Origin of the sequence: Corynebacterium vitaeruminis, assembly GCF_001054325.1 — a bacterium.
Lineage (GTDB): Bacteria > Actinomycetota > Actinomycetes > Mycobacteriales > Mycobacteriaceae > Corynebacterium > Corynebacterium vitaeruminis_A.
Genome location: NZ_JVVM01000026.1, coordinates 25156 through 51933 on the forward strand (window position 1 = coordinate 25156; position 26778 = coordinate 51933).

At 58.1% G+C, this 26778-nt stretch carries 22 protein-coding genes, 1 pseudogene and 1 riboswitch; of the genes and pseudogenes, 10 read left to right on the plus strand and 13 right to left on the minus strand.

The features are described 5' to 3' along the window. Positions 1–46: 46 nt before the first annotated feature. Complete coding sequence (gene typA, locus ADA16_RS08905; protein WP_048761080.1) at positions 47–1960, minus strand: translational GTPase TypA; 1914 nt, start codon at positions 1958–1960, stop codon at positions 47–49. Between the two features lie 637 nt (positions 1961–2597). Here typA and ADA16_RS08910 point away from each other — a divergent pair. From ADA16_RS08910 to ADA16_RS11420, 5 genes and pseudogenes are all read left to right on the plus strand, one after another. Next, positions 2598–3290: a hypothetical protein gene (locus tag ADA16_RS08910; protein ID WP_048761083.1), complete on the plus strand. Its 693-nt coding sequence runs from the start codon at positions 2598–2600 to the stop codon at positions 3288–3290. Positions 3291–3386: 96 nt separating this feature from the next. Next, on the plus strand, positions 3387–4031 hold the full coding sequence (locus ADA16_RS08915; RefSeq protein WP_048761086.1) for a DUF402 domain-containing protein: 645 nt from the start codon (positions 3387–3389) through the stop codon (positions 4029–4031). A gap of 29 nt (positions 4032–4060) precedes the next feature. Then, positions 4061–4672, plus strand: coding sequence for a suppressor of fused domain protein (locus ADA16_RS08920; protein WP_048761089.1), 612 nt, complete (start codon positions 4061–4063; stop codon positions 4670–4672). A 107-nt stretch (positions 4673–4779) separates the two neighbouring features. Continuing rightward, positions 4780–5277 carry a hypothetical protein gene (locus ADA16_RS08925; RefSeq protein WP_048761093.1) on the plus strand — a complete coding sequence of 166 codons (498 nt, stop codon included), beginning with the start codon at positions 4780–4782 and terminating at the stop codon, positions 5275–5277. Between the two features lie 14 nt (positions 5278–5291). Next, a pseudogene (locus tag ADA16_RS11420) lies at positions 5292–5423 on the plus strand (amidohydrolase); the annotation flags it as partial. Positions 5424–5577: 154 nt separating this feature from the next. On the opposite strand, the gene ADA16_RS08930 reads toward ADA16_RS11420, so the two are convergent. The 6 genes from ADA16_RS08930 to ADA16_RS08955 all read right to left on the minus strand — a co-directional run bounded on the left by ADA16_RS08930 (position 5578) and on the right by ADA16_RS08955 (position 11305). Continuing rightward, positions 5578–6762 carry an acyl-CoA dehydrogenase family protein gene (locus tag ADA16_RS08930; RefSeq protein WP_048761095.1) on the minus strand — a complete coding sequence of 395 codons (1185 nt, stop codon included), beginning with the start codon at positions 6760–6762 and terminating at the stop codon, positions 5578–5580. Positions 6763–6858: 96 nt separating this feature from the next. After that, complete coding sequence (locus tag ADA16_RS08935; RefSeq protein WP_048761097.1) at positions 6859–7704, minus strand: YdcF family protein; 846 nt, start codon at positions 7702–7704, stop codon at positions 6859–6861. After that, a complete protein-coding gene (locus ADA16_RS08940) occupies positions 7704–8219 on the minus strand; it encodes a para-aminobenzoate synthase (protein ID WP_048761100.1) in 516 nt (171 codons plus the stop codon). The genes ADA16_RS08935 and ADA16_RS08940 overlap by 1 nt, the downstream gene beginning before the upstream one ends. A gap of 19 nt (positions 8220–8238) precedes the next feature. Next, entirely contained in the window at positions 8239–9057 is an 819-nt protein-coding gene (locus ADA16_RS08945; protein ID WP_048761103.1) for an energy-coupling factor transporter transmembrane component T family protein, read from the minus strand. Continuing rightward, positions 9054–10688, minus strand: a complete 1635-nt coding sequence (locus ADA16_RS08950; RefSeq protein ID WP_048761108.1) for an ABC transporter ATP-binding protein — start codon at positions 10686–10688, stop codon at positions 9054–9056. The genes ADA16_RS08945 and ADA16_RS08950 overlap by 4 nt, the downstream gene beginning before the upstream one ends. A gap of 8 nt (positions 10689–10696) precedes the next feature. Continuing rightward, positions 10697–11305, minus strand: a complete 609-nt coding sequence (locus ADA16_RS08955; protein WP_048761111.1) for an ECF transporter S component — start codon at positions 11303–11305, stop codon at positions 10697–10699. A gap of 159 nt (positions 11306–11464) precedes the next feature. Here ADA16_RS08955 and ADA16_RS08960 point away from each other — a divergent pair, with 159 nt between their 5' ends. Together ADA16_RS08960 and ADA16_RS08965 are read left to right on the plus strand one after the other, a co-directional pair. Continuing rightward, entirely contained in the window at positions 11465–13516 is a 2052-nt protein-coding gene (locus ADA16_RS08960; protein WP_048761114.1) for a hypothetical protein, read from the plus strand. Between the two features lie 89 nt (positions 13517–13605). Continuing rightward, positions 13606–13803: a hypothetical protein gene (locus ADA16_RS08965; protein WP_048761117.1), complete on the plus strand. Its 198-nt coding sequence runs from the start codon at positions 13606–13608 to the stop codon at positions 13801–13803. A 540-nt stretch (positions 13804–14343) separates the two neighbouring features. On the opposite strand, the gene ADA16_RS08970 is transcribed toward ADA16_RS08965, so the two are convergent. The 3 genes from ADA16_RS08970 to ADA16_RS08980 all read right to left on the minus strand — a co-directional run bounded on the left by ADA16_RS08970 (position 14344) and on the right by ADA16_RS08980 (position 18670). Next, positions 14344–15714 (minus strand): alpha-amylase family protein, encoded by a 1371-nt coding sequence (locus ADA16_RS08970; RefSeq protein ID WP_048761119.1) that lies wholly within the window; start codon positions 15712–15714, stop codon positions 14344–14346. Positions 15715–15718: 4 nt separating this feature from the next. Then, complete coding sequence (locus tag ADA16_RS08975; RefSeq protein ID WP_048761121.1) at positions 15719–17134, minus strand: M20 metallopeptidase family protein; 1416 nt, start codon at positions 17132–17134, stop codon at positions 15719–15721. Positions 17135–17269: 135 nt separating this feature from the next. Next, positions 17270–18670, minus strand: a complete 1401-nt coding sequence (locus tag ADA16_RS08980; protein WP_048761123.1) for a M18 family aminopeptidase — start codon at positions 18668–18670, stop codon at positions 17270–17272. A gap of 265 nt (positions 18671–18935) precedes the next feature. On the opposite strand from ADA16_RS08980, the gene ADA16_RS08985 reads away from it, so the two are divergent. Then, positions 18936–19133, plus strand: coding sequence for a hypothetical protein (locus ADA16_RS08985; RefSeq protein WP_048761126.1), 198 nt, complete (start codon positions 18936–18938; stop codon positions 19131–19133). Positions 19134–19135: 2 nt separating this feature from the next. Here the strand turns inward: ADA16_RS08985 and ADA16_RS08990 are convergent, their stop codons facing one another. From ADA16_RS08990 to thiC, 3 genes are all read right to left on the minus strand, one after another. After that, entirely contained in the window at positions 19136–20611 is a 1476-nt protein-coding gene (locus ADA16_RS08990) for a glycosyltransferase family 87 protein (protein WP_239659420.1), read from the minus strand. Between the two features lie 180 nt (positions 20612–20791). Then, positions 20792–21775 carry an HtaA protein gene (locus ADA16_RS08995; protein WP_239659421.1) on the minus strand — a complete coding sequence of 328 codons (984 nt, stop codon included), beginning with the start codon at positions 21773–21775 and terminating at the stop codon, positions 20792–20794. A 381-nt stretch (positions 21776–22156) separates the two neighbouring features. Beyond that, complete coding sequence (gene thiC / locus ADA16_RS09000; RefSeq protein WP_048761128.1) at positions 22157–23863, minus strand: phosphomethylpyrimidine synthase ThiC; 1707 nt, start codon at positions 23861–23863, stop codon at positions 22157–22159. Next, a riboswitch (TPP riboswitch) is annotated at positions 23862–23983 on the minus strand. Its footprint overlaps the gene before it by 2 nt. A 132-nt stretch (positions 23984–24115) precedes the next feature. Between thiC and ADA16_RS09005 the strand changes: the two genes are divergently transcribed. Together ADA16_RS09005 and ADA16_RS09010 are read left to right on the plus strand one after the other, a co-directional pair. Continuing rightward, positions 24116–24898 carry a hypothetical protein gene (locus ADA16_RS09005; protein ID WP_239659422.1) on the plus strand — a complete coding sequence of 261 codons (783 nt, stop codon included), beginning with the start codon at positions 24116–24118 and terminating at the stop codon, positions 24896–24898. Further along, positions 24895–26760: a hypothetical protein gene (locus ADA16_RS09010; protein ID WP_048761133.1), complete on the plus strand. Its 1866-nt coding sequence runs from the start codon at positions 24895–24897 to the stop codon at positions 26758–26760. The genes ADA16_RS09005 and ADA16_RS09010 overlap by 4 nt, the downstream gene beginning before the upstream one ends. The last annotated feature ends 18 nt before the right edge of the window (positions 26761–26778 follow it).

A 26778-nucleotide genomic window follows, 5' to 3' on the forward strand; every position in this document is an offset into this window, starting at 1 on the left:
TACCCCGAGACTGTTTTTCAGGTGGTCTCGCCCCTGACAACCTGAATTACTTCTTATTCATGGCCTTCGCGCGGGAACGAGCGCGGGCGCGATCGGTGGCGCTAAGGATCTGCTTGCGTACGCGGATGCCCTCCGGGGTGACCTCAACGCACTCGTCGGCGCCACAGAACTCCATAGCCTCATCGAGGGAGAGCTTGTGGGCCTTCTCCAGGGTCACGGTCGCATCAGCCGAGGCTGCGCGCATATTGGTCAGCTTCTTTTCCTTGGTGATGTTGATGTCCATGTCTTCATCACGCGGGTTCTGGCCGACCACCATGCCCTCGTAAGCCTGGTCACCCGGCTCGACGAAGAAGGTGCCACGGTCTGAGAGCTGAATCAGCGCGTAGGCGGTGATTTGGCCGGTACGGTCGGCCACCAGCGAACCGGTCGGGCGGTCCTTAATCTCGCCAGCCCACTCGCCATAACCGGCCGAGTAGTGGTTGGCTATACCGGTGCCCTTGGTTTCCGTCATGAAGGTGGTACGGAAGCCAATCAGGCCGCGGGACGGAATGAGGAACTCCATGCGCACCCAGCCGGTGCCCTGGTTGCCCATCTGTTCCATACGCCCCTTGCGGGCAGCCATCAGCTGGGTGACAGCACCCAGGTGCTCTTCTGGAACGTCGATGGTCAGGTGCTCGTACGGCTCTTGAACCTTGCCGTCGACGGTCTTGGTCACAACCTGCGGCTTACCGACGGTCAGCTCAAAACCTTCACGGCGCATGGTTTCAACCAGGACGGACAGCGCCATTTCGCCACGGCCCTGCACCTCCCAGGCATCCGGACGCTCGGTCGGCAGCACGCGCAGCGAAACGTTACCAATCAGCTCCTGGTCCAGGCGGGCCTTGACCATGCGAGCAGTCAGCTTGTCGCCGCCACCCTGGCCAGCCAGCGGCGAGGTGTTAACGCCGATCGTCATGGAGATGGCCGGCTCGTCTACCAGAATGCGCGGCAATGGATCCGGGTGCTCGACGTCGCACAGCGAGTCGCCGATCATAACCTCGTCGATACCGGAGATAGCGGCGATGTCACCTGCAATAGCTTCTTCAGCAGGCACACGGGTCACGCCGACGGTACGCAACAACTCTGCGACCTTCGCGTTCTTAATATGCTCCTTGCCGTCGGAGTCGTAGTGAATCCACGAAATCTGCTGCCCCTTGCGGATACGACCCTTGTGAATACGAATCAGACCAATTCGACCGAGGAAGGAGCTGGAGTCCAGGTTGGTAACCTGCGCCTGCAGCGGCGCGTCAATCTCAGCGGACGGCTCCGGGAGCACCTCGGTAATGACGTCGAACAATGGCTGCAGGTTCTCGGACTCCGGCAGGTTACCGTTGCCCGGGTTCTCAGTCGAAGCCTTACCTGCACGGCCGGAGGCGTAGAGAACCGGCAGTTCCAGGTTGCGCTCTGCAACCTCAGCGGCATCCGGATCCTCCAGGGTGGAGGCCAACTCGAGCAGCAAATCCTGTGCTTCCTCGACGACCTCGTCGATACGCGCATCTGGACGGTCGGTCTTGTTGACCACAATGATGACCGGCATGGACGCAGCCAGAGCCTTGCCCAGCACGAAGCGAGTCTGTGGCAACGGACCTTCGGAAGAGTCAATCAGCAGCACGACGCCGTCAACCATGGACAGCGCTCGCTCCACCTCACCACCGAAGTCGGCGTGGCCAGGGGTGTCGATGACGTTGATGATGAGATCTTCGCCGTTCTTGCCCTCACCTTTTCGGCGAATAGCGGTGTTCTTCGCCAAGATGGTGATGCCCTTTTCCTTTTCAAGGTCACCAGAGTCCATCACTCGGTCTGCAACTTCTTCGTGATCGCTGAAAACGCCGGACTGCTCCAGCATGGCGTTCACGAGAGTGGTCTTGCCATGGTCGACGTGTGCGACGATGGCGACATTACGGAACTCGGTATCGCTCACAGGCGGATAGCTCCTAACAAGCTAAGAGGACTAAAAGAAAATAGATACGGCCTTGCCATTATTGGCTACCTCAAATGAGAAGCCATTAATGACTCGCATCAACGCGCAATAAAGCGTTCTACAGTCTACTCCTTCTTATTGACCCCGCACATCCGGCCGCTCTTTTCGCAACCCCGGGCACCTATCCGTCATGCAAAGTGGCGCCCCTTCCCCGCCGCCAGGCAGAAATTACCCCCTTGCTACACCCCCGCTTTGCCGCCAGTCGAAACGGCAAACTTTCCCCTATTAGGACGCTTCACGACGGCAACCTCTCAGCCCCTCACGTAACAGATGTGACTAAATGCCACTGCTGTAACCCACGGGATAAGACTTGACTTCACTTGCGTACACGCTGCGAAACACCATTAACCCCTTACGTATACGCGGAGTATCAATTTTCACAGCCGTTTCCTTTTACACCATTTTTTACTCTGATCAACTTGCGACACGCAGGAATGCATGCGTTAATCTCCTGAGAAGATTCTGAAGATTTCTTTTTCAAATCTTTCCAATTCACGTTGAAGTCGTTTTAAGATGAGCAACGATTCCGAAATTTTGATTCCGACTCCAATAGCCCACGAATGAGAGGTTCTTCACCGTGGTTTCGACTGGACGCTCCTTCCTGCGCCGTGCCGCAGCGACCTTGGGTGCAGCTGCAATTCTCACTGCGGGCATGACTCCCGCCGCTTCTGCTTCCCCATCGCTGGACTCCCTGAACATCGCTTCGCCGGATCTTTACGGCAACGCGCGCGACATCATCAACTCCCCAGGTGTTCCTGAGGAAATTTCCAGCGCTCTGAACAAGGGAATTGATTTCCTGACTGGTGAGGGTGACGGCGAGCCGGGCTTCAACATTCCGGACCGCGCCCCAAAGACCAACCAGTTCCTGCTGCCGACCGTGGCTGACAAGTGCATCGGTGGCGACAGCCGCTCCATCGGTCTGGCCACCACCGTTCCGGGCCCAGCTGAGCTGCCGCTGCCGGGCGTTCCGGAGAACCAGCTTGGCTTCGTCTTCACTGGTCTGGGCACCAAGCAGCTGGCTAAGGAACAGAACACCGAGATGAACGTCTACTGGGTCAACGTTGCCAACGGCAAGTACGGCAAGACCACCCTGCAGAACAATGGCATCAACGCCAAGGAGGGCCCGGGCGCTGTCAACGGCACCGCTGACACGGGCAAGGGCATGGTCATCGCTGTCATGCAGGGCGGTATCACCACCCAGGAAGAGCCTGGCCCGACTAACTGCAACTACACCCCGACCGCCGGTGTCTTCCCGGTCGGCCTGAACTAAGTTTTTCTAGTTCTCCCCCAGCCCTTTTTGCATCGCACATGCAAAAAGGGCTTTTCTATGCCCAAATAGGCAGCAGACACACGTTAAGGTATTCGCATGTCCATTTCACCGGCTCCTTCGCCTTCATCCTCGGCAACTCCTGCGCCCACCTCCATCCACTCGAGCCAGGACACACATCCTCCGAAGGCCGAAACTTTTAATCTGCGTGAAATGGTCAACATCGACCCCAAGGGTTTTCGGCGCAAAGTCGACGAGTTCCAACTCCTTACGCCCAACCGCCTGTACATGCGTCGCGGAATGGATCATCCAAAGTTCGGGTATCTCGAGTCATTCCTGCTTGCCGACGAGGGGCTGCGCATCAGCATTTATCACTTCCGTCCGGGCGTAAAGGTGGAGCACCAACGATACGTCGATATCGTCAGCATCGACCACACTGACCCGCAGTGCTGGCGTATGACCGATCTGTATCTCGACATCCTCCAGGCGCCGAGCGATGCTGAGGCCGTAGCTCCCCTACCTGCCGATGCAGCCACACAGATTCGGGTTGAAGATGTCGACGAACTTGTTGCAGCCCATACTCAGGGACTGATTAGCGATGAACTCACCGAGTTCGCCATCGAGACCACGCTGACTGCACGCGCCGCAATCGCTGCGCACGGTGACAGCATTGATGCGTGGATGCAGTCTTTGAATCTCAATACGACCTGGGCCGATGCCGTTGAGCTTTCGCCCGCAGTCTAGAACGACCATCCCGACAAGGAGTACCGTCCGTGTTCGACAACCTAACCGGCCCAATTCCTCCCGCCGGCCCCGATAGCAATGCGATTATCAAGGCCGTCCGAGCAGCATTTACCTCCTACTTTGAAGAGTCCAATCCAGGCGAGGCCCAGCTGACCTTCCTTGGGTCTGCGCCACTGAAGATGCTGCGCTTTGGCCCTGACACCGACCGCATCGTCACCTACGCAACACTCGGTTGCAGTGCCGAGGCTATGCAGGACCCGTCCGCAATGGTCGTGGACACCAGCTCCGGCCCACGCGCTGAACTCATCCTGCCCATCCGCGGTGGCCTGGACGAAGTCATTCGCCCGCTGGGGATTCTCGCTGCTTCCCCCAGCATCGAAGGACTCATCCTCACCGACGGGGCGCTTATCGACTTCGGCCAGCCACTGTGGGATCAGTCGCGCTTCACCGGTTTTGTCCTGCTCAAGGCAGAAATCCCGCCGGTTGTAGTAGAGGAAACCGAAGTCACGATTTTCCAGCCGGTCCCGGCCACTACCAACGAATTTGCCCTTGCTCGTGCTAAGGGCGTTGACGAACTGCGTCGCGTCTGGGAAACCCAAGGTGTCGACTTCACCGATCCGCACCGCACCAGCGCCGTATAAAAGCTAGCTTTGTGGGCGGTTACCGATTAGGTGCTCGTCGACAAGCAATAAGCGCAACCTAGCAGTGACGTTTCGCGCCGCGACAGCGTGGTTTAGAGTGTGGAGTTATGGCAGTCAATTCGACCAAAGACGTTCCTTTCCATGCGGCGCAGTCCTTTAGGTGGTGGCGACTGGCGGTGTATGTCTACATCCCGGCGCTAATCCTCACCGTGGTCAGTTCTCTGTTGAAGTGGGATGCGACTGTTACGGAAGCGGCAAAAGCCAATAATATCGAGATTTCTGCTGCTCAGACCAGCTTGGCCGTGAGCTTCGCGTTTGCGATTATCGCGCAGACGGCAACGGCGATTGCGTGCTGGTGGCTTGCTGGCAAACTCCTTGAGGGATCAACTGCGGCGCGCACTGTGCTGTCAGTGGCGGCGGCAGTTTTTGTCATTAATGCATCGATGACTTTGGTCGGAGCGATTTCGCAGGTGCGAGCCGACAATTCATCGGTCCTTGGCTTGATTACGGCCGGTCTACTCATTATTGCCTCTATCATCGCGGCGACTGCGACGGCACAGTCCTACCGCGGCGAGCGAAATCAGAAGTTCTTTGTGACTACGTAGACAGCTCTTAGTGGCTCGGCGGCTTTGTGGATGAGAGCAGCGCCGTTGGCAACCACAACCCTGCTTTTGCCCCTGATCTCCAACCGACCCTTGACCGAGGAGCAGAGGCAATCGTTGTAGCTGCCTATGCTTGGTTGGCGAAATGAGGGTGTGATTAGCGAGGCTGATGCGTGCGGCCACTGGCGAGCTGGTGGATGGCGTAGTGCGGGACCAGTGCGGGACGGGCGAAAAGCCTGGGTGATGCGGCGACATGAAAAAGCCCCCGCCTTGGTAGCGAGGGCTTAGCATGTGCGCTGGTGATTAGCGCTTTTGTGCGTCTGCGAGAATCTGGCGACCTGCGACCATGCGGCAAATCTGGTTGGTGCCCTCGTAAATCTGGGTGATCTTGGCGTCACGCATCATGCGCTCGACCGGGAAGTCACGGGTGAAGCCGTAACCACCGAGCAGTTGCACAGCGTCAGTGGTGACCTGCATAGCAACGTCGGAGGCGAAAGCCTTGGCGTTTGCGGCCATCATGCCCAGGCGCGCGCCGCCCTCAGCGGTGCCACGCTCAGCGTTGGCGGCCGCGGTGTAGACCATGAGGCGAGCAGCGTCAATCTTCATACGCATGTCAGCCAGCATGAACTGGGTGTTCTGGAAAGCAGCAATCGGCTTGCCGAACTGCTGACGCTCCTGGACGTAGCCAACTGCGTAGTCGAAAGCACCCTGCGCAATACCCAGTGCCTGTGCACCAATGGTCGGGCGGGTGTGGTCCAGGGTCTCCAGGGCGGTCTTGAAACCAGTGCCCTCTTCACCGATGATGCGGTCAGCCGGGATGCGGCAGTTTTCGAAGTACAGCTCAGCGGTCGGAGAACCCTTGATGCCCAGCTTGTGCTCCAGACCACCGACGCGGAAGCCCTCGTCATCCTTGTGAACCATGAATGCGGAGATGCCGTTAGCACCCTTTTCCGGGTCGGTGACAGCCATGACGGTGTACCAGGTGGAGCGACCACCGTTGGTGATGAAGCACTTGGAGCCGTTGAGGACCCACTCATCGCCCTCGCGGACAGCGCGGGTCTTCATGGAACCGGCATCCGAACCAGCCTCGCGCTCAGTCAGCGCGTAGGAGGCCATTTCACCGTTGGCGATGTCCGGCAGGACCTTGCTCTTCAGCTCGTCGGAGCCCTTGAGGATCAGGCCCATGGTGCCCAGCTTGTTCACAGCCGGGATAAGGGAGGCCGAGCCACAGACGCGAGCAACTTCCTCAATGACGATGCAGGCTGCAACCGAGTCCGCACCCTGACCACCGAACTGCTCCGGAACGTGGATGGCGTTGAAGCCGGCCTCGTTGAGAGCCTTCAGAGCCTCCTCCGGGAAACGCTCGTTCTCGTCGACGTCCGCTGCATACGGAGCAATCTGCTTCTCTGCCAGATCACGGATAACGGCGCGGAGCTCCTGGTGCTCCTCTGGCAGCTGGAACAGGTCGAATCCTGGGGTCAAAGCCATGTGGGTGTTCCTCCCGAATAATGATTCCGATGTCGTGCTTGATATCGCTTTTCAAGCAGCGCTATCACCGCACAACGTAATTATCTCCGTTCGATACTACTGGCTAACACTTTGTTGCACCCGGGAAATCCGCAAAATTCTCGTATTCCCGCGCGGTGCCCACAGAATGAATTGCGCTAGAAATTCCCGCAGCATCGATGTCGCCCAGTACCGCAACGGCGTATAGGCCCCGATGACACACCAGGACTCCAGTCCCCGTTCGCGCACTAGCTTCGCTACCCGCGGCACATGAAAATCGCTGGTCACAATAACCGTGCCAGCACTCAACGCACCGTGGATGCCACGCATCAACTCGCACGCATAGTCAATGTTTTCCGACGTATTCGTCGATTGGTCCTCGGGGATTAACTCGATATCGCCACGCTTTACGACGTCCCCAGCGACTGCAGCCAACCACTCCACCATGGCATCCGCCTCGGAGCGGGTGGCATCTGTCACCGCTTCGCTGCCGAGCCCACCGGCGCAAATGATTCGCTCGGTGCGCTCATCACAGACTGCTACGGCTCGATGTAATCTCCTGGCCAGCAATTCCGAAGGTTGATTGTTCTTCAAGGCGCATCCCAACACAATCACGGTGTGTGGTGGCACAGTTGGGTTTTTGGCGGCACATCGACGGCGAACGGCTTCGAAAATTATGGCCGTGGCTCCTGGCACTGCGAGGCCGGTGAGCAGGGGCGTCGTCAAGCGATGCGGTGCGCGTGCCTGGTAACTGCTGTAGCTGGCGAGCATCCACGCGGCACCGACAGCGGGCAGACCCCACCGCGGGGGCCTGCGATTGGGCAGGCGTGGTGGGCGTAGCTCCGAGCTGGCGACGACGCGCAGTCCGCCGACGAGGAGCATGGAACCGAAGCCTGCACCGAGGCAAGCGAGTATTTTTCTCATCAGAGATCCCAGGTTAAAGGTTCTGGCGGGGTGATGGTCCAGTCAACGAGCTTTTGCGGATTGTGCTTGGCCATGTGCTGGGATTCCTGCTCGGCCCACATGTCCCAGTACTCCTCGAAGTGGTCGTCGCGAGCCATGGCGCGGGCAAAGCGAGTCTGCGTGTCCAGCTCTACCCAGACTCCCCACGCGTTGCCGTCGCCGATGGCACGGGCAGCGGCAAGATTAGCTTCAGTGACAGCGCCGCAGCCTTCGACGATGAGAGAACAGTCCGGTGGCGTAGGTACCCACTCGGCGAATTCACTGGCGTACCAGTCCCAACGGCGATACCCCCGCTCATCGGCCGGTAGCGCGGGATTCAAAATGGTCTCCGCGACTGCGGCCGATGCTTTCTGCAGGCCGGACCAGCCCGGATAAACATCCTCCAAGTGAATCACTGGCCAACCGAGGATACTGTGCAACTTTGCCGAAAAGGTGGTTTTGCCACTGCCGGAACGGCCGTCGATAAGCAGAATCATCGTGATTGAAACGCCTTTACTACGCCACGCCCAGGAAGCGGAACTCCCCGGCCCACACGGAAATACCGATTGCTGCGACGGCGATGGCAAGGCAGGCAGCCATGGTGACGTAGTCGCGCGCAGCCAGAGTCGAGGTATGCCACCATGTGCGCTTAATCGGTGCACCAAAACCGCGGGCTTCCATGGCGGTGGCCAGCTTGGTGCCGCGGCGCAGCGCAAACACCAGCAGGGCGAACACCTGGGAAATAGTGCGGCGAATTGCTCCGTGGTCACCCAAACCACGTGCGCGACGGGCTCGGGTCAGCGCCTGCCAATCATTGATGAACAGACCGACGAGCCGCAGACTCGCCACCGTTGCCAACACAAACCGACTGGGCAGCCTGAGAATCTGTGCCAGCCCGTTGCCCAGATCAGTGGGATCGATGTTGGCTGTCAGCACGATTACGGGAGTACCGATGGCCAGCACACGCAGCATAATCGCGATGGCCAGAGAGATGGAATTATCCGTCACATGCGCAAGCAGGAAAGAGAAATACTCTTTACCTTCCGGGTTGCCGTAGAGCGCCATCGAGATACCTGAGATGGGCGCGGCGATAAGAAGCGGCAGGCTGCGTCCTAGAAAACGACGAAAACCCAAGCCTGACAGTGGCACCAAGAAAAGCGTGCAGACAAGTGCCACCACTGCGGATACCCAGTCGATAGAAATCAACAGCGGCGTAGTGAGCAGGAATAGGCCTAATACTCTCGCCACCGGGTTGACCGTCGCGAGGAAAGGCTGCTTGCTCTGGGCGGCGCTATGTGAGCTTTCAGCCGTACCAACGGTGTCGAACTCAGTCACGGTTTCCCTCCTGCTTCGCCCTGGCCGCTCGGCCGGTCCCGACCACTTGGCTCGTCCTGCCTGCTCGCACCACTGTGCCCAGGCGTCCTGTTCTGCCCCAGCGCCGCACGCCCTGACCGCTCCGGATGAAACGCATCCATGTCTACGACGTAGTCACCCATCGTCTGCATCACCAGCGGATCGTGGGTAATCGAGATGACAGTCCGGCCGTCATCGGCAAGCTGGCGAAGTAGAGTAAGCAGCTCAGTGAATGTCCGGCGGTCTTGGCCGAAGGTCGGTTCGTCGAGAAGCACAATATCCGGTGCTGTCGCCAGCATCGTCGCCACCGACAGGCGTCGCTTCTCACCGCCGGACAGCGAAAATGGGTTCGCCTTGGTCAGGGCTGTCAGCCGCAGACGCTCAAGTAGCTCCTCGATGCGTTTGTCGGCGTTGACACCTACCAGCTTGGGGCCAAGCTGCAATTCTTCCAGCACAGTGCCCGTGACAAACTGGTGCTCAGGATCCTGGAACACTGTGCCAATCCGAGTGGCCAATTTCTTTGACGGCCATTTCCACGGCGCGCTGCCGCTGCCTGCAACTTGGACAGTGCCCGCCATCGGCTCAAGCAGGCCGCCAAGCGTCAGCGCCAGAGTGGACTTGCCACTGCCATTGTGCCCAACGATGCAGGTGGAAGCCTGCGATGGAATAGCAATTGATACATCGCGAGCAATCGGCTCAACGTTTTCTCCGCCGCTGAACCACGATTTCTTCGCGCCATAGCCGATGTCCAGCCCACGGGTTTCGATGGCGATGTCACCGCTCGGGTACCCGTCCTGGTCGCAGGCAACGGAACGCGCATCCGGCAACGCGGGCGGAGCACCCGGAATCCACACACCGGCGTCCGTCAGGGCCTGCCCGTAATCTTCCAACACCTGATGTGGTGCACCATCGGCAATCACACCTTCACGGCCGAGCACCACAATACGGTCAACCGAATCGACCCACGCATCCACTCGATGCTCGACCACAATCAGTGCCGCACCGGTTCTCTCTGCCGCTGCAATCGTGGCATCGCGCAGTACAGGTACACCAGCCGGGTCAATATTGGCTGTCGGCTCATCCAGGCAGATGACGCGTGCGCCCATTGCCAGCACACCCGCCAATGCGAGGCGCTGCTTCTGCCCACCGGAAAGCCTGTGCGTCGGATGGTCCAACGGCAAATCGAGCCCCACCAGATCCAGGCTGGCACGCACTCGGTTGCCAATCTCGGCCGGGTCAACGCCGAGGTTTTCCGCGCCAAATGCGACATCGTCGCCAACGCGAGCACTAATCGTCTGCGAGTCAGGGTCTTGCAGCACTAGGCCCACCGCACCGCGTGCGGAAGCGGGCGTGCGGCCTTCGATCAGGAGTTTTCCGGTGGCCTCGCCATCGGAGTCGTCGCCAAGCACGCCAGCAATAGCGGCGAGCAGCGTCGACTTCCCCACCCCCGACGCGCCGAGCAACAGCACCTTTTCGCCGCTCTCAATGTCCAGCGTGATGTCGTTCAGTACCGCGGCCTTCCGCCCCGCGTGCCGGTACCCGAAACCCCGCGCACTCACCGCAGGAATATTTCCGCTTGACGACGACCCCCGCGTCAACGCCTCATCTGTCATCGGTTTTCCTAGATGTCGTCGTGTCGCTCTCGCCCGATGGCAAAGCGATCTAGTGCGCCGGTTGCCGCCAGCGCTTTAGCCAGGAAGTACGCCAGAAAGCCAGCGAGGACAGCACCCGACAGTGCAGTGGAAATCAGGTAGATGAGTTTGTATTCGAAAGTCTTGGCCAAGTTGTCGGTGAAAAGTTCATAGGTCCAAGCGCCGACGCCAGCCATGAGACCGGAAATCACCACGGTGGCCATGTTGTAGCGCTTATACGCCAGGATGAGGAACACCAGCTCCGCGCCGAACCCCTGCGCCAAACCTGAGTACAGGGTGGTAATCCCCCACTGGTTACCAATCAGCGCCGAGACCGTCGCCGCGATTACCTCGACGAAGATAGCGGCGCCGGGCTTACGGATGATGTATGCGCCGAGAGGACCACCGAGGAACCACATGCCTGCAACCAAACCGCCGAGGCCTGGAGTGAGCGCGTTGACAGCTTCGTAGCCCGCGCCACCGACGATGTTCCAAATAACAAAGATCAGACCGACAGCCACGCCGATGACAGCTGCAATGATGATGTCGATATTGCGCCACGAGAAGTTAGCGCGCGCTGCACTCGCCGATTGCGTCATCCCACTTGCTCCTAATTACTTTCTTTAACTCGAGCAGTCTTGCTCAAACGTTATTGATGTACGCGTTATTAGCGTATGGGACTCTGCCGACACGCCCTAAGCACTAACTTTTGCATACCCTACCGCGCTCAGCAGATGGCCTATATAACATAAGGAACCATGACTAAAGCCGAGCGGTCATCTGCTGGAGATACCCCAACTGCCCAAAACCCTCATACGCCGACAGTGGGCGATGAGGAGACAGCCACGGATTCCGCAGTGAAAACTGCCGAAGCCCCCGATGCTGACAACACCGCTGAGCAGGCAAGTTCTCGACCATACTACATGCCTAACTTGACATGGGGAGAGAGACTTGACCTGTCTGCGAAGCAGTGGTGGTCACTCATCGGAGTTGTCATTGTCATACAGCTTTTCGCTCGCATTCTGGTGCTGACCAGCCATGGTTTTTACTGGGATGACTTCATCATTGTCGGCCATCTTTATGACACCCCGCTGCTGAGCAAGGACTACCTGCTTCAGGATCACGACGGACACCTTGCACCTCTGGCCTTCTTAGTACAAGGTCTCTATCACCTCATCGCGCCGTGGAACTGGTGGTTGCCGGCTATCACCATGGCCGTGATGTCAGTAGCGCTGACCTACGCCACAACTAAGCTCTTTGAGCTTCTCACTGGTCGCACATTGGTGTCGCTCTTCCTCATCACGGTCGTCGCCTGGACACCGCTGATGCTTCCGGGCGACACCTGGTGGTCGGCCGCGGCCAATTCACAGCCGTTCCACCTGGCATTCGTGATTTTCATGATTGTCACGATTCGCACCACGATGCGCCGCTCCTTCGGCCCCCGCCCGTGGGAAGCTGTTGGCCTGTTCGTGCTGCTTGCAGTAGCGCTGGGATTCTTTGAGAAGTCCCTGGCTATCGCGCCGATTTCCATGCTGATTGTCGCCACTTTGGCTTACATGGAGCGCCGCAATATCCTGCAGGTTCTCCGTCGCGGCCTGATTATCTGGATTCCGTCGATGCTACTGACCGGCGCCTGGGCATTGTGGTACTACTTCGGCTCCGCCGAGACCACCGGCTACATTTCCGACAAGCTACAGCCAGAGCTGTTCTTCAACGGCCTCGGACAAATCTTTGCTGGCATCATCGGTGGCCCGACCAGCTGGGAACGCTGGGCTCCGGGACAGCCATTTGCCTCCGCTTCGTCCGAGCTCATTACTCTCGGCGGCATTATCTTGTTGATTCTGTCTGCCACCCTCATCGGCCGCGACTACCGCGGCTGGGCTCCGTGGACGCTGTCGGTGGCGTACATGTTCACCACCTTGTTCGCCATTACCCTGTTCCGCTCGGGCGAGAACACCTCTGGCGTGCTGGCGCACACTTTGCACTACTACTCGGACGTCGCGCTGATACTTGTGGTCTGTGTCGCGATTTCCCTGGCAGGACTTCCCCCGAAGAATGAGGCCCCAGCCCTCCTTCCAGCCCGTACACACATTCTCATTTGGTCGCTGGGCGTCGCACTGGCTGTCACGTCCACGATTTCCGTGGTCACTTACCGCAATGCCTGGTCTGACGACATCGCAATGGAGTGGACTAGCAACAGCAAGTCATCACTGTCCGCGTTGCGTGAGGAGGCCGACGCCGCTGGCCCCGACAAGGCAATCGACTACAACCTCATCGACCAGCCCGTCCCCTTCGAGATTCTCGTGCCCGTAGCCGCTCCCATGAACATGTACTCGCACGTGTTTGATGCGGTCGCCGATCGCCCACCATTTGAGCGTGTCACCGGTCACCCACGCATGTTCAATACCGACGGTTCGCTTATCGACGCCAAGGTCTCCGAGATCACCCGTGTCACTGATGGCCCTGTCGAGCAGTGTGGCCATCGCATCACAGTTGGTGAGGACGGCACTGCGTCTGAGGACATCAAGCTTGAGCACATCATCAAGCTCGGTGACTGGGTGCTTGAATTCCCAGCCACGGCCTCTGAGAACATGGATGTGCGACTGTCGCTTCCTAATCCTTTCGAGACCGAAGAGCAGACCCGCGGTGGTTCCACGGTCGTGAAGATGAATAATGACCTGCGACCGCGTTATGTCTACCTCAACGGTGGTGGAAATACTCTGCATGTCGATGTGGAAAAGGCGACTCCAGGGGCGACGCTGTGCATCGGAGCGGGGGCGATTGGCCCCTTGGTTCCCGCAAGCCGTTAAGAATCCTCTAAGATATTGCTTTAAGATATTGTGAGAAAAGTTCATTAGCCCCTTGTAGCTATTGTTTTTCCGACAGAGGAGCCACATCCATGCGTAACCGCATCGCCGGCGCTATCGCCGCATCCGCCATTGCCGCAGCAGCCCTGGTCGCTTGCTCTCCCCCTAATGAGGTTGACTCGGACGTGAAGGTCGGAGACCAGGCCAACCCGTCGGGGACCTTCGAGCAGAAGACCACCACCCCGGCCCCCTCCGAAGAGATGATCCCTTCTGAGACTGCACAGATGTAATTGCAGATTCAATAATTACATCTGCGAAAACCGGGGTAGGTGGCAAACAGGTGGTCTAATTCCCTGGGTGCCGATGATTAAACCCCTGAAAATAGGGCTTGAATAAGGTTTCGCTCCTTATTCAAGCCCCTTTTTTGTTCAATCCACCGGAATGGCACCCGCATGTTGGCCGCATGTTGGCCGCATGTTGGACGCATGCCGGTGTGCTGCATGCTGGTGTGCTGGAACCGAAGCGATGGGAAATCAACAACCAACAGCGTGGAAAGCGGGGTCCACGCCCCGCTCTACGGGCTGCAAATGTGAAACTGTGTGAGCTTATGACACTTTCAGGCTATTTTTCGGGCCATTTTTGTCATAAACGCAGTCAGTAACTCGGATTGGCCCGCTGCCGCCGAACATAAACGCAGTCACTAACTCGCATTGGGGTTAAGTAGGGCGAAATAGCAAAAGGTGCCCACCCGGCGACACGCTGGGCGGACATGCTTTCTGTCTATTAACCCGGTTTTTGCTCTCCGGGCAGCCTAGTGCCGCCAGGAGCGCCTAGGAAAACTCAAATTCCACATGGTCACCGTCTCGGATTACCGCGCTGGCTGCGCCGTTTTCCAGATTCAGCTCGACAATAAGCGAGGGCATCTCGCCAGAAGTGTCAGAAGCACCAGAAGCACCAGAAGCACCGGCGTCCTTGGAAACCCCAGCACCCCCGCCGACCAGCGCCGCATCGGTCGCGGTCACGCGGTAGCGCAGGAAACCATTGCGCAACTCGTTAGTTTCCACGCAAGCGGAGTGCAGCCACGGGAAGCGGCGTCGCACTGCAACTAGCTGCTGGTAAGCGCGATAGAGATCCTCACCGAGCGTAGACAGTTCCTCCGGGCTATCCGGGAACACCGGTCGGACCTGGTCATCACCGCCGATGCGTTCCTCCTTAGTTCCGGTGTAGCCCTGTTCGTCGCCGTAGTACACCAGCGGCACACCAGCCACAGTAAACAGCACAGTTGCCGCCAGCACAGCCTTGTCAGGCCCCACCTGCGTCGCAATGCGCGAAACATCGTGATTGCCCACAAAGGTCACCGGCACAAACGACTCTGCGAAGGTGTTATGGCGCTTCAGGGTCCAGTCCAGCTCGAAGAAGTTCTCCTCCTTCAGCGCGGACCAGGTCGCCTTCCACAACTCATATTCCGTCACCGAGTCCATACCGGACACCGACACGATCTCCGCATAGTCACCGTGGATGACCTCGCCGTAGATGTAAGCGTGCGGGTGTTCGGCACGCACTCGCGGCAAAACCTTGCGCCAGAACTGTGGATCCACTGCGTAAGCCGCGTCCAGCCGCCAGCCATCAATCCCCCGTGCCAGCCAGTAGTTCATCACGTCCACGACAAAGTCGGCGGTCGCATCACTGGTGTGATCAAACTCGACCAAACTCTCGTGGCCTTCAAACACCGGCGCAGTCATGTCTCCGTTGGAATGCGTAAACGCAAAGAGCTGCGCTTCTTCAGAATCAGGGTTTTCCTTCGCAGTCTTCAGCGCGGGCGCCTCTGACCCGATGTGGTTGAAGACGCCGTCGAAAAGCACTTTAATGCCGTGCTCATGGGCGGCGTCGATGACAGCCTTCATGTCCTCTTCGGTGCCCAGGCGCGAGTCAATGCGGTAGTAGTCCTCGGTGTCGTAGCCGTGACTGGTGGACTCGAAGACTGGTGCCAGCTGCAGGACGTTGAGACCGAGTTCTTGGACGTACGGCAGCCAGTCAATCAGTTTGCGAATTCGATTGACCGGCGCGGCACCTCGATTCTTCTCCCGGATGGGTGCTCCCACAAACCCCAGGGGATAGACGTGCCATCCAATCGCCCACTTCGTCCACTCGGGTGCGGTGGCAGCGAGCGTCTTATCAGGGGCGTTGGGGTTAGTGGACATTGTCCTATGCATCCTCTCTAGGTGCCTGAGACTGATTGGAATTGTTCGGCGCCGTCGCTGCCTCAGGACTCGGTGAGGTCTCCCCCTCCGATTCGCTTGACGACGCCCGCGCCTGGCCAGCATGCGACTTCGGCGTGCCAAGGCCTGGGTTCCGCGGCCGTGGAGGCACGGAACCGGCTGCGGGCATGGTCTGAGATGCGGCAGGCCGCTCCGGCGGTTGATTCTTCGACGGGTTCAGTGCGTCGAGCGCGATTTGGATTTCCGTGCGCATGCCACTGACCATGGCTCTCTCCACAATTTTAAACTTGGAGTTGTGGAGAAAGAAGGGATTACCCGCTTCCGGGCCACCGGTGCCGAGGAACATGTAGCAGCCCGGCGCTTCGCGGGAGAAGTACGAGAAGTCATCCGAAGGTGCCCATGGGTCGGCAGTGAACACCTTGGAGTTGCCGATCGCTTTCGTGGCCGCGTGCCAGGCGCGGTTGACGGCAATGTCGGCGTTGACCACCATCGGATACGGAATCTGCCAGTCGAAAGTCGCCTGCGCGCCGTGAGCTTGGCAGACACCATTGACGACGGCCTCGATACGCTGACAGACGATCTCCCAGTCCGACTCATCCACCGAGCGAATGGACACTTCCAGGTTGGACGTATCCGGAATCACGTTGCCGGCTTCGCCCGAATGCAGTGAGCCGACGTTGACGATGTTCATGTGCTTCGGATCCACATCGCGGGAGACGATCGTGTTCAGCATGAGAGTCACCTCACTGGCGATGAGCACCGGGTCAATCGACAGCTGCGGGTTCGATGAGTGTCCGCCACGACCACGAATCGCGATGGAGACAATGCCAGACATGGTTGTCACTCGCCCTGGGCAAATCCCCACATGCCCCACCGGATGAGGCGCCACGTGGAAGGCGTAGACCTCATCCAAGTCATCGGCGGCGCCCTTATCGACCAGCTCACGAGCACCCCCCGGCAACATCTCTTCGGCGTGCTGGAAGATGCACAGCACCTTGCCGTGCAGCTGATCGCGCATTCCGGAGAGTACCTTCGCCGTGCCCAACAGCATCGCCGTGTGAACATCGTGACCGCAGGCGTGCATGACACCCGGCGTGCGCGAGGCATACGGCAGTCCCGTTTCCTCCTGAATCGGCAGCGCATCAATATCCGCGCGGTAGCCAATCACACGCCCGGTGTTGGGGTCGCCCGCAGTGCCCTCGATGACGCCGATTACCGATGTCGGGGTCAACCGGTACGTCGGGATATCCCACTGATTGAGCAAGTCCTCAATCATGTCCGAGGTCCTGTACTCCCGGAAGCTCAGTTCCGGATTCTGGTGCAGTTGGCGACGCCATGCCACCGCCTCGTCGATAGGTACTTCAAGGCGGTGCGACGGCAGGGTGTCGTTAGCATCGTTCATGGTTCATAGCATGACAGAAAATAGGCTCCACGACGAGCGCCTGTGGAAAATCTCCTGCCAATTCTCGCTTTCCGACGGCCACAGCGACCCAACATCTCCCCTGCTAGGGGTGGCTTAAGCGCTGCCTGCGGGCTGTTAGTTCTCTGCGCCCCAGAAATCCACAGTAAGCTCGGCCAACCACCATGGATCGATGGTCCCGCACATCTCGCGTGCCGAGTGCATGGAGACCATCGCAGCTCCGATATCGATAGTGTCGATGCCCAATCGCGTTGCGGTAATCGGACCGATGGTGGAGCCGCATGGTTTGTGGTTCGCAGAGACAAAGTACTGTACTGGCACTTCTTGGCCAATGCGCTTGGACGTCGCTTCCGCGATACGGACAACCTCGGCCTGACCGGCCGCCGTGGTGGCGTAGCGCTGATTGGCATTAATCTTCACCACTGGGCCAGCATTGAGTTCCGGCTGGTGCCCCGGCTCGTGCTCGCCTGCATAGTTCGGGTGCACACCGTGTGCGCCATCCGCAGAGAGGCAGACGGAGCCACGGTAGAGCTGCTGGGTGCGTTCAAGGCCAGCGCCTGTGGCCGCTGCGATGCGGGATAGAACGTCGGCAAGCAGTGGCCCTGCAGCGCCCGTGGTGGAGGCAGAACCGACTTCTTCGTGGTCGAAAGCGACCATGACGGGGATGGTGGTCCACGCGCTCCGATGTTGGCGGAGCAAGGTCTCGAAAGCGACCAAGGATGAGTGAACGCTGAGCAGGTTATCCAGTCGACCTGAGGCGAGGAATTCATCGTGAGCGCCGAAGGTGCGTGGCTTCTGGGTGTCGAAGGAAATGAGATCCCAGGCGACAATCTCATTGACAGACAGGCCCGCTGCATCGGCGATGACCTGGTGTACATCGGCGCCGAAGGTATCCAGTCCGATGATTGGTGCAGTGTGATTCTGCTTGTGGAGCTTCAATCCCTCTTCGTTAACTGCACGATTGAGGTGGATAGCCAACTGCGGAATACGCGCGACCGGGCCGGTGCGAGCAAGGTGCTCATTGCCATTTTTATCAATTACACGACCGGCGAACTCAATTTCGCGGTCGGTCCAGCTTCCCAACAGCGCGCCGCCATAGACTTCGACGGCGACCTGTGCATAGCCTGCGGCGGAGGTGCGCGCGTTGGGCTTCACACGAAAACCGGGCGAATCCGTGTGGGAACCCACAATACGGAAACCGGTCAAATCGGCAGCCGGTGTCTCCGGGACGATCCAAGCAACGGCAGCGCCATCGCGACGCAGGACGTAGGCACCGGGTTCGCTTGGCCACTGTTCGTGCTCGTCGACGACCGTGGCGCCGGCTGCACTCAGACGGTCAACGACCTGTTGTGCCGCATGAAATGAGCTTGGCGACGCAGCCACAAAATCAATTAGATCCTCAACGTGCCTGAGCGCTGCCGCCGGAACGCTGCGCGATGTCGTTTCCGAGGTACCCGGGGAATCCGGCGAATCCGGGGACTCAGGGGACTCAGGGGCGGGTGCCGAAGAAATAGCCATAACCAAACTCCTACTACAAATTTGATTCCGCATTTCATTGTATTGGAGCCCCACAACTGACCGTGACCGCGTATTAAGCCGGACCACAGTGTGATGCAGCTTTCATGTTGGGAACGGTATCCGCTTAGTCACTTTTGCCCGTTTTAACTCGATAACGGGCATATTCAGACATATAGTGGCAACGGCATCAAAGAAAACCATGTGAATACAGAAACTTTCAAACCGGAGTCCTGACCGGATTCCGACCACAGAAAGGGTTTATACCGTGAGCCTTGAAAACCTGTTCCCCCGTTCCTTCACTACCAAGCGCACCTTTTTCTCCCAGCCACTGCACGAGGCGTTTACCCGCGACACCAGCAGTGAAGCCAACGCAGTCCACTTCGGTCGCCGGGTTGAGTGCGCCCGGAACGAAATTTACAGCGACATGTCTCCCCGTGACATCGTCTCTATGCTGAGCCGCTAAATCTAGCGCTTCCTCAAGTCGAATAAGACCATTGGCTCTGGCTGAGGCACTTTCAAAGTCCCCTTGGCAGATAGTCCACTGCCCACACCGGTACTAGCCTCGCCTGCATCATCGTCGCCGTACCGATGTACTGCGAAAGCATGGCAACCACCGATGATTAACAGTAGCGCCAACGCCAAGAGCATCGCAGTAATTCCCGAGTACATAAATCCGTCGGTATATGGCGTAGCAGCAATCGGGTTTGTAATCGGGTACGACAGTAGAATTACCAACGTGGCAATACCAATATACGGCCACTGTCTGGTCAATCGAGTCCGCGACATCGCGACAAAACCGAACGCAGGCGTGACCAGCATCAACATATAGTGCGTCCAAAGAACCGATGAGAACGTGACTGCGATAAGCCAAGCTCCAGTAACCAGAAGCTCAAAGCGATAGACCGGGTTCAACCACGCAACTACCGTGACCATCAACACCACGCCAAGCGCAATACACAGTGGAATCGTTTTCACGTGACTCGGGTAATCACGAACCACTGTTACTAATAAATCAGGTTTGCCCAGGTCTGTGGCTAAAGTCGACGCCAACGACTGATTCGCACCGCCGACCAAGACCGATGAACCAATGTCGCCGATTCGATCAATCCAATCCGAAATTACCGACATATCAACGCGGATAAACATCCAGACCGCCAGTACCGCCGTGGTGGCCAGCGACCAGAGGGCTGCGCGCCGTCGATAAGCGAAAAAGAGCATCACAGCGATGAGCGCATACGGAGTCAATTTAATGGATGCGACGATGCCGAGCACGATCCCCGCGAGCCAATGACGAGTGCGCGAGGCAGCAAGACCATAGGCGACGCCCGCGACGATCAGCGGTGTCGTCTGACCGATCCAGAACGAATTAAGAGTGGTCGGCAGAGCGAATACGCATGCGGTAACCAGCGCTGCGATGCCCCAGGGCATGGTGGACCGAAACCACAGGTGGTAGGAGGCTGCGACGAGGACCACGACGGCCATTCCAGAGAGAAAGAGCAACCAAGCAACCGAGGTTTCAAAGCTCATGACGTGGGATATCACTCCCAGAGCCTTTGCGAACAAAGGGTTTTGCACAAAGGGATGCGTAAATGGCGCAGACACTTCCTGCGCCAGGCGTGGCCAGACCTCTCCACTCATGGCGGTGAAATCGATTGGATCGGCGTCATAGAGATGGGACTCAAGTCCCCTGTCCATAAGTAGCCCGCCTACCCAGAGCGAAGCCCAATCGTCCGGCTGAGTACGACCATTCCAGGCCAACAGCGAGGCAAGACCACCGAGCAGCGAGACCAGAATAAGAGGCCAGCTCATCACAGGCGATTGCGCCAGCGCGGGGGTCTGACTGGGTTTGCGAGCCCACATTTTTCGCGAGACCTGTGACCAAGACTTCGCAACAGCACGTTGCGACTCCGCAGCCTGTGACGATGCGCCATCCTGTGACACAGGTCCTTCTGCCCGACTATGCCGTCCCACGTTCCTCCTCATCGCTGGTAAGCGCCTCTATCTAATGTAGTGATTCCAATACGGCAGTGGTTACACCCCGCAAGAACCCACAAGGTATGACGGCTTACTTTGAACAAAGTGCCAGGAGGACGACAGTTGGCGGCCGTGATGGCCGGAGGACTATCGAATCTGTGAAATAGTGCCGATGGTCGTAATCAGCTGATCTCCATCGCTGTCGACCACGGCGGCTATGGGCATGCGCTCCATCTCATCCGGGCCGACATCGTAGCCCTGCGAGACCTCTGCCGTAATAATCTTTCCGGTCGGGCCTTCCTCAATGCGCGGATTACGAACGACCACATGAACCAGACTGAACTTCGCGGTGATGTGAACTTCTCCGCGGTAGCTCTCCCCTTCGGCATTGCTGTTGTCATTGTCGCGGGTGAATGAGACGACACCGGCCTCAGGCTCTAGGGCACCGTTCTTGGCAGTGACACCACCGCCCAGTGCGCCGAATACTTTTTCCAATGCGGACACCGAAATCACTAAATCCTCGCTGGAGGGAGCCGGGGCATTCTTACCCGGAGCGTCCGAGTAACTCAACGGAATGTAAATTTCCTCGGCCTCATTAATGGAACCGGCCGCCGGGTAGACGTAAATGCCCCAGTTTTCACCAGCTGGGGTCTCTGGCGGGTCAACAACAATGCGAGCCTCAAAGCTGCCGTCATCTGTCATCGGGGTAGCCTGACGAGCGATAGAACGTCGCATGTCGACGCCCTGGTTCGGTATCGCCTCGAGAGTTCCAGCCGGCGTGACCCAAGCTATGTTGTCGTGCGGATGTTTCCGCGACGAGGACGGAGCACCTTCACTTGGCTTCCAGGAGTCTGGGAACGCACTGTAGAGAACGTAAACACCATTGGGCACACCCGGAGGAATTGGAAGCGGGTAACCACCACGGTTGGCCGACGGATTGAAACCACTACCGCGAACGATAAGAACATCGCCGCGATGAACCGTGGCACCTTCAGCTGGTGTGCCGTCCTCAAAAGTGACAGTAACTTCCGGAGATTCGACATACTTCGAATCCTGCGGCTGGAAGTTCTCCGCTGGATTAATCACATTGGGAAAGTTGTCTGGCACGATTGGCTTCGCAGTTTCAGCCATTGCTGGGGACACAAACGCCGAAAGGACCATGGCACCGGACAGCGAAACCGCAGTAACACCTCTGCGCGCACTCTGCCTCACCGGTCGACGCTTGCCTTCTCCAACGGGCGATGATTCGGAGCCGGACGAAAGGCGAGTTTCGTGAGCACCCGCAAGATGGCCGTGGGAATGATCGAAAGTCAGGAACTTCAGACTGTGCATACAAGCAATGTACACCCCGCATATTAGGCTCACCTAACCTAGTTATTAAGGCGCGCCTTATCCACCCCCGTTAGAGTCTCAACGCTGGGATTGGAAGAAATGGCTGAGAGCAAAAGAAAACCGCGGCCAAGCCCAATAGAGCTCGACCGCGGCTTGCTTCAACAGCTTTGCGCCAATCGACTACTCCGCGGTAATCGGCAGATAGACGCGGCCACCCTGGTCAGTGAACTCCTGGGACTTCTCAGCCATGCCGGCTTCGATAGCTTCGACGGAGTCCAGGCCGTGTTCCTTCGCGTAGTCCTGCACATCTTTGGAAATACGCATGGAGCAGAACTTCGGACCACACATGGAACAGAAGTGTGCGGTCTTCGCTGGCTCTGCAGGCAGGGTCTCGTCGTGGTAGTCCAGCGCAGTGTCCGGATCCAAGGCCAGTGCGAACTGGTCATGCCAACGGAACTCGAAACGGGCCTTCGACAGTGCGTCGTCACGCTCCTGAGCGCGCGGCAGGCCCTTCGCCAGATCAGCGGCGTGAGCGGAAATCTTGTAAGTAATCACACCGACCTTAACGTCATCGCGGTTCGGCAGCCCCAGGTGCTCCTTCGGAGTGACGTAGCAGAGCATGGCGGTGCCGGCCTGCGCAATGATTGCCGCGCCAATAGCGGAGGTGATGTGGTCATAGCCCGGCGCGATATCGGTTGCCAGTGGGCCGAGGGTGTAGAACGGAGCTTCCTCACACCACTCCTCTTCCCACTTCACGTTGTCAGCAATCTTGTGCATCGGGACGTGACCCGGGCCTTCAATCATGACCTGACAGCCGCGAGACTTGGCGATCTTGGTCAGCTCGCCGAGAGTGCGCAGCTCAGCCAGCTGGGCTTCATCGTTAGCGTCGGCAATGGAACCCGGACGCAGCCCGTCGCCGAGGGAGAACGTGACATCGTACTGAGCCAGAATGTCGCACAGTTCAGCGAAGCGAGTGTAGAGGAAGCTCTCCTGGTGATGCGCGAGACACCAAGCGGCCATAATCGAACCACCGCGGGAGACAATGCCCGTAACTCGGTTGGCAGCCAGCGGCACGTAACGCAGCAGCACACCTGCGTGAACGGTCATGTAGTCGACACCCTGCTCACACTGCTCAATGATGGTTTCGCGGTAGATTTCCCAGGTCAGCTTGGCCGGGTCGCCCTTGACCTTCTCCAGCGCCTGGTAGATCGGCACAGTACCGACCGGCACCGGCGAGTTACGCAGAATCCACTCGCGGGTTTCGTGAATGTCCTTACCAGTGGACAGGTCCATGATGGTATCCGCGCCCCAACGGGTCGCCCACACCATCTTCTCCACCTCTTCGGAGATGGACGAAGTCACAGCCGAGTTACCGATGTTGGCGTTGACCTTGGTGGCAAAGCGCTTGCCGATAATCATCGGCTCAATCTCCGGGTGCTTGTGGTTGGCCGGAATTACGGCACGCCCTGCGGCGACCTCTTCGCGAACAACTTCCGGATCCACATCTTCACGAGCAGCAATGAACGCCATCTCCGGGGTGACAATTCCCGCACGCGCCCATGCCAGCTGCGTCTTAACCTTCGGCGCCTCCTCAGAATCCGCAACCGCCGGAACCGCAGGAGCCTTCGGCCACGAGTCACGAGTCTTAGCCAAACCCTCCTTCAGATTCAGCTTCGGATTTTCCTCTGTGTAGATGCCGGAAGTGTCGTACGCATCGAAGTGAGTACCGTCCGTCAGATTGATTCGACGAACTGGAATGCGCAGGCTCGCCTCACCAAAATCGTTGCTGAACGCAACCTCGTCATAGTGCTTGTTGCTGCGGTAGATCGGCCCAGTTGTAACCTCGCCCTCTTTCGGTGGAGCGGATACAGATACACGTGCAGCCATGAAGCAACACATCCCTTTCCTACGCTGGTATTACCCAGATTCAGGTTCGTCCGGTCGACGCTCGGTTCCTAGCGTCCTCTCAGTGCCGGAATTTCGGTTGGCACTCCCGTGGTTTTGCAATGCGTCTCACAGTCTAACCAATCGTTCGGATTTCTTCGGCCATCACACCCACGATTGCCACTACCGCTTAACGACGGTACGGAGAAAGCACCCTAAAGGTGCAGGTTGTGGCTGTGCAGCAGCGTTTATCCTGTGCGCCGACCGTTTTATCCACACCCCAAAAAGTTATCCACAGCTCGCCCATTTTTTCAGCTTTTCAACAAGCACGATTGTGACCGCAGTGTTATATCTTTGTCACGCAAATTTTTTGGGGAGGGAAAATTGAAAAAGGCGACTACTGCTGCCCTACTGTCAGCACTTTTATTGGGAACAACGGGGATTAGTTGCTCATCGACTGAGACTTCCGGCGAGGACGTTCAACCTGTCGGTGACAACCTAACAACCATCACCACTGACTCGGGCGTGACATTGCCTGCGGGTGTACTTCCACCTGACAATCCGCCGGAGCCCGGCGATGCTCCACTCGGGCCCGATGGGCACTATAACTACGACGCACCCGAATTCATCCTGACCAATCCGTGCGATGACCCGGAGATTATGGGGCGTTTAGACAGGCTGGGGTTCCGGGAGCAGACGTACATGGAAGGCCGAATCAAAGGAAATAAGCAGATTGGCTGTGTTATCGAATCCGATGCTTCCGACCTACTAAGCATCTGGCATGCGGCGGTCGCTCACTCGCAACTTGAACGCTACAGTGCTGAGCCTTTGGCTCATCATGACGAGACTTTCAATTGGGTGACGTTCACGCAAACAGAACCACTAGGAAGTTCCGCCTGTATTGCTTCTGTCGAAACGGAAAAAGGGGCTCTCGGATTCGTTATCGACACAACCGGACAAGATGAACCTGATCCACAACACCGACGGTGCGCTCCCGTAAATGAACTGTTAATTGATTACTTGGGGGAAAAATCATGATGCATGCCGTAATTCCAGCAATCGACTCTGCAATCCAGCAGTTCAATATTACGAATGTGCTAGCAAGCGGTTCCAGACTTATGCAGCCCAACCTGGCTGGTTACTCGCAGGTTCCGTCACTCCAGCTAGTAGCGACAGAGCACAGCCTGGCGATTTCCGGTAGTTCCGGAAGCTCTGCAGCCGTCGGACTATCCCTCGGCAAGCAACTCACGTGGGCCCAAACGAATCTCGCTGATTTCCGTCGCGTAATCACTGAGCACGAGTCCACCATGAACCGGATCCTTCGAAGCATTAACCCATTCAATGGCGACGGTGCTTCCCTTGCTGAAGTAGCGCGAACAAACGGCGTGTTTCAACGTCGACCAATGTTTGAAGCCGGAAGTCTCACTTTCGCGCCAGTTACTCTTTCTGCAGAACTTGGTCTGGACGTCAAAGCACTACTATCCATGTTTTCCTCGACAAACGACGGTGTCGTAGCCGAGGCAATCGCCTACTGGAACAACTTCGCCGAAACTATGACCACGTTGGCCGGAAATCTAACCTCCATCTCATCCGGCTTGGTATCGAGCAACAGCGGTGCAGTCTTCTCCGCTGCTGACGCGACAATGAAAGGTCTAGCCGCCCGAGCGACAAGCATCGCTGCCGCATCCGAGGTCATGGCCGGTCATCTAGCAGTATTGCCATCCGTAAAGGCAATGGCGGTTAACGCACTGTCTGCGATCGAAGCCGAATCCAAGGCACTCTCAAATCCCGGCGCGCAAAAGGCATTTGAGCAGGCTGAGGTAGCGGCTTTTCTTTCTGGTCCGTATACCGCACAGCTACAGACTGCTATTCCCCGAATTCCTAACCTGGTTTCCGCCGATGCGGGCAGTGGCGTAACCGCTACAGTGTCCGTTGGAGCCACAGTCGCGGGGCGTTCGGGAACGAGCCAGTTCGGTCTTTCGCCTGCAGGAATGACTGGAAGCATGCAAGCCGCCAGCGCACCAGTTGGTGCCACCTCAACTGTTCCGGATTCTCCAACACCACAATCCACAGCCGCGAGCTCTTCCGCTCCCTCGCATGTTCAACCGAGCACTTCGACTTTGTCGAGCCCCACCAATCCGTCCGCTGCACCTGTGCAAACCGCGTCACCCAGCAGTCCAACGAGCTCCACGCTCACTCCAACGAACCCTACCAATGCGTCAGCCATGCCTCAGTCAAACGCGGCGAATCCAGGAATGGTCGCCCCATCTAGTGCGAATGCTCCGCAACGAATTCAGGGGACTCATCCTGCACTGTCGTCACAAGGATCTACGCCATACGCAACTCACAGCAGCCGCCCTGCGGGATCCTTCGGTACAGGAACACCTGCACGTGTCACACCAGCGGGTAACATCTCGGCACTGCCGGCTTCTGGGAACCCAAACTCCCGACCACAAATCTCAGGACTTCCGACTTCAAGCCCCGGCCGTGTGCCAACACCAAAAGCGGGTCTTGGGATGGGAGTCGGATTGGGTGCCGGAATCGCTGGTTCTGCCCTGCCGAACGCCGCAAATAGTCCCACGCAGCGTGGCAGTGGATTGATGAATTCCCTGATCAACGCCCGCAACGGAGCTGCTACAGGCGCGTCGGGCACCGCTGGCGGAACCGCGGGTACCGCTGCTGGAAACCGTGGCTCCGGTGTCCTCGCGTCCACCACTGCGGGCAACCGTGGCGGACTGTTTCAAAAGGGCACCACACCATCGGCACGCAAACTAGCTAATGTAGCCGCTATCAGGGATAACGATGCCGGGGCCTTCGAGCAGAACGAATACCAGAAGGAGCTCTTCGGAGACGCGCCTACCACAATTCCGGCAGTGATTGGCCACAACGTCCGAGCGTAAAGTGCCGACTGTAAAGCC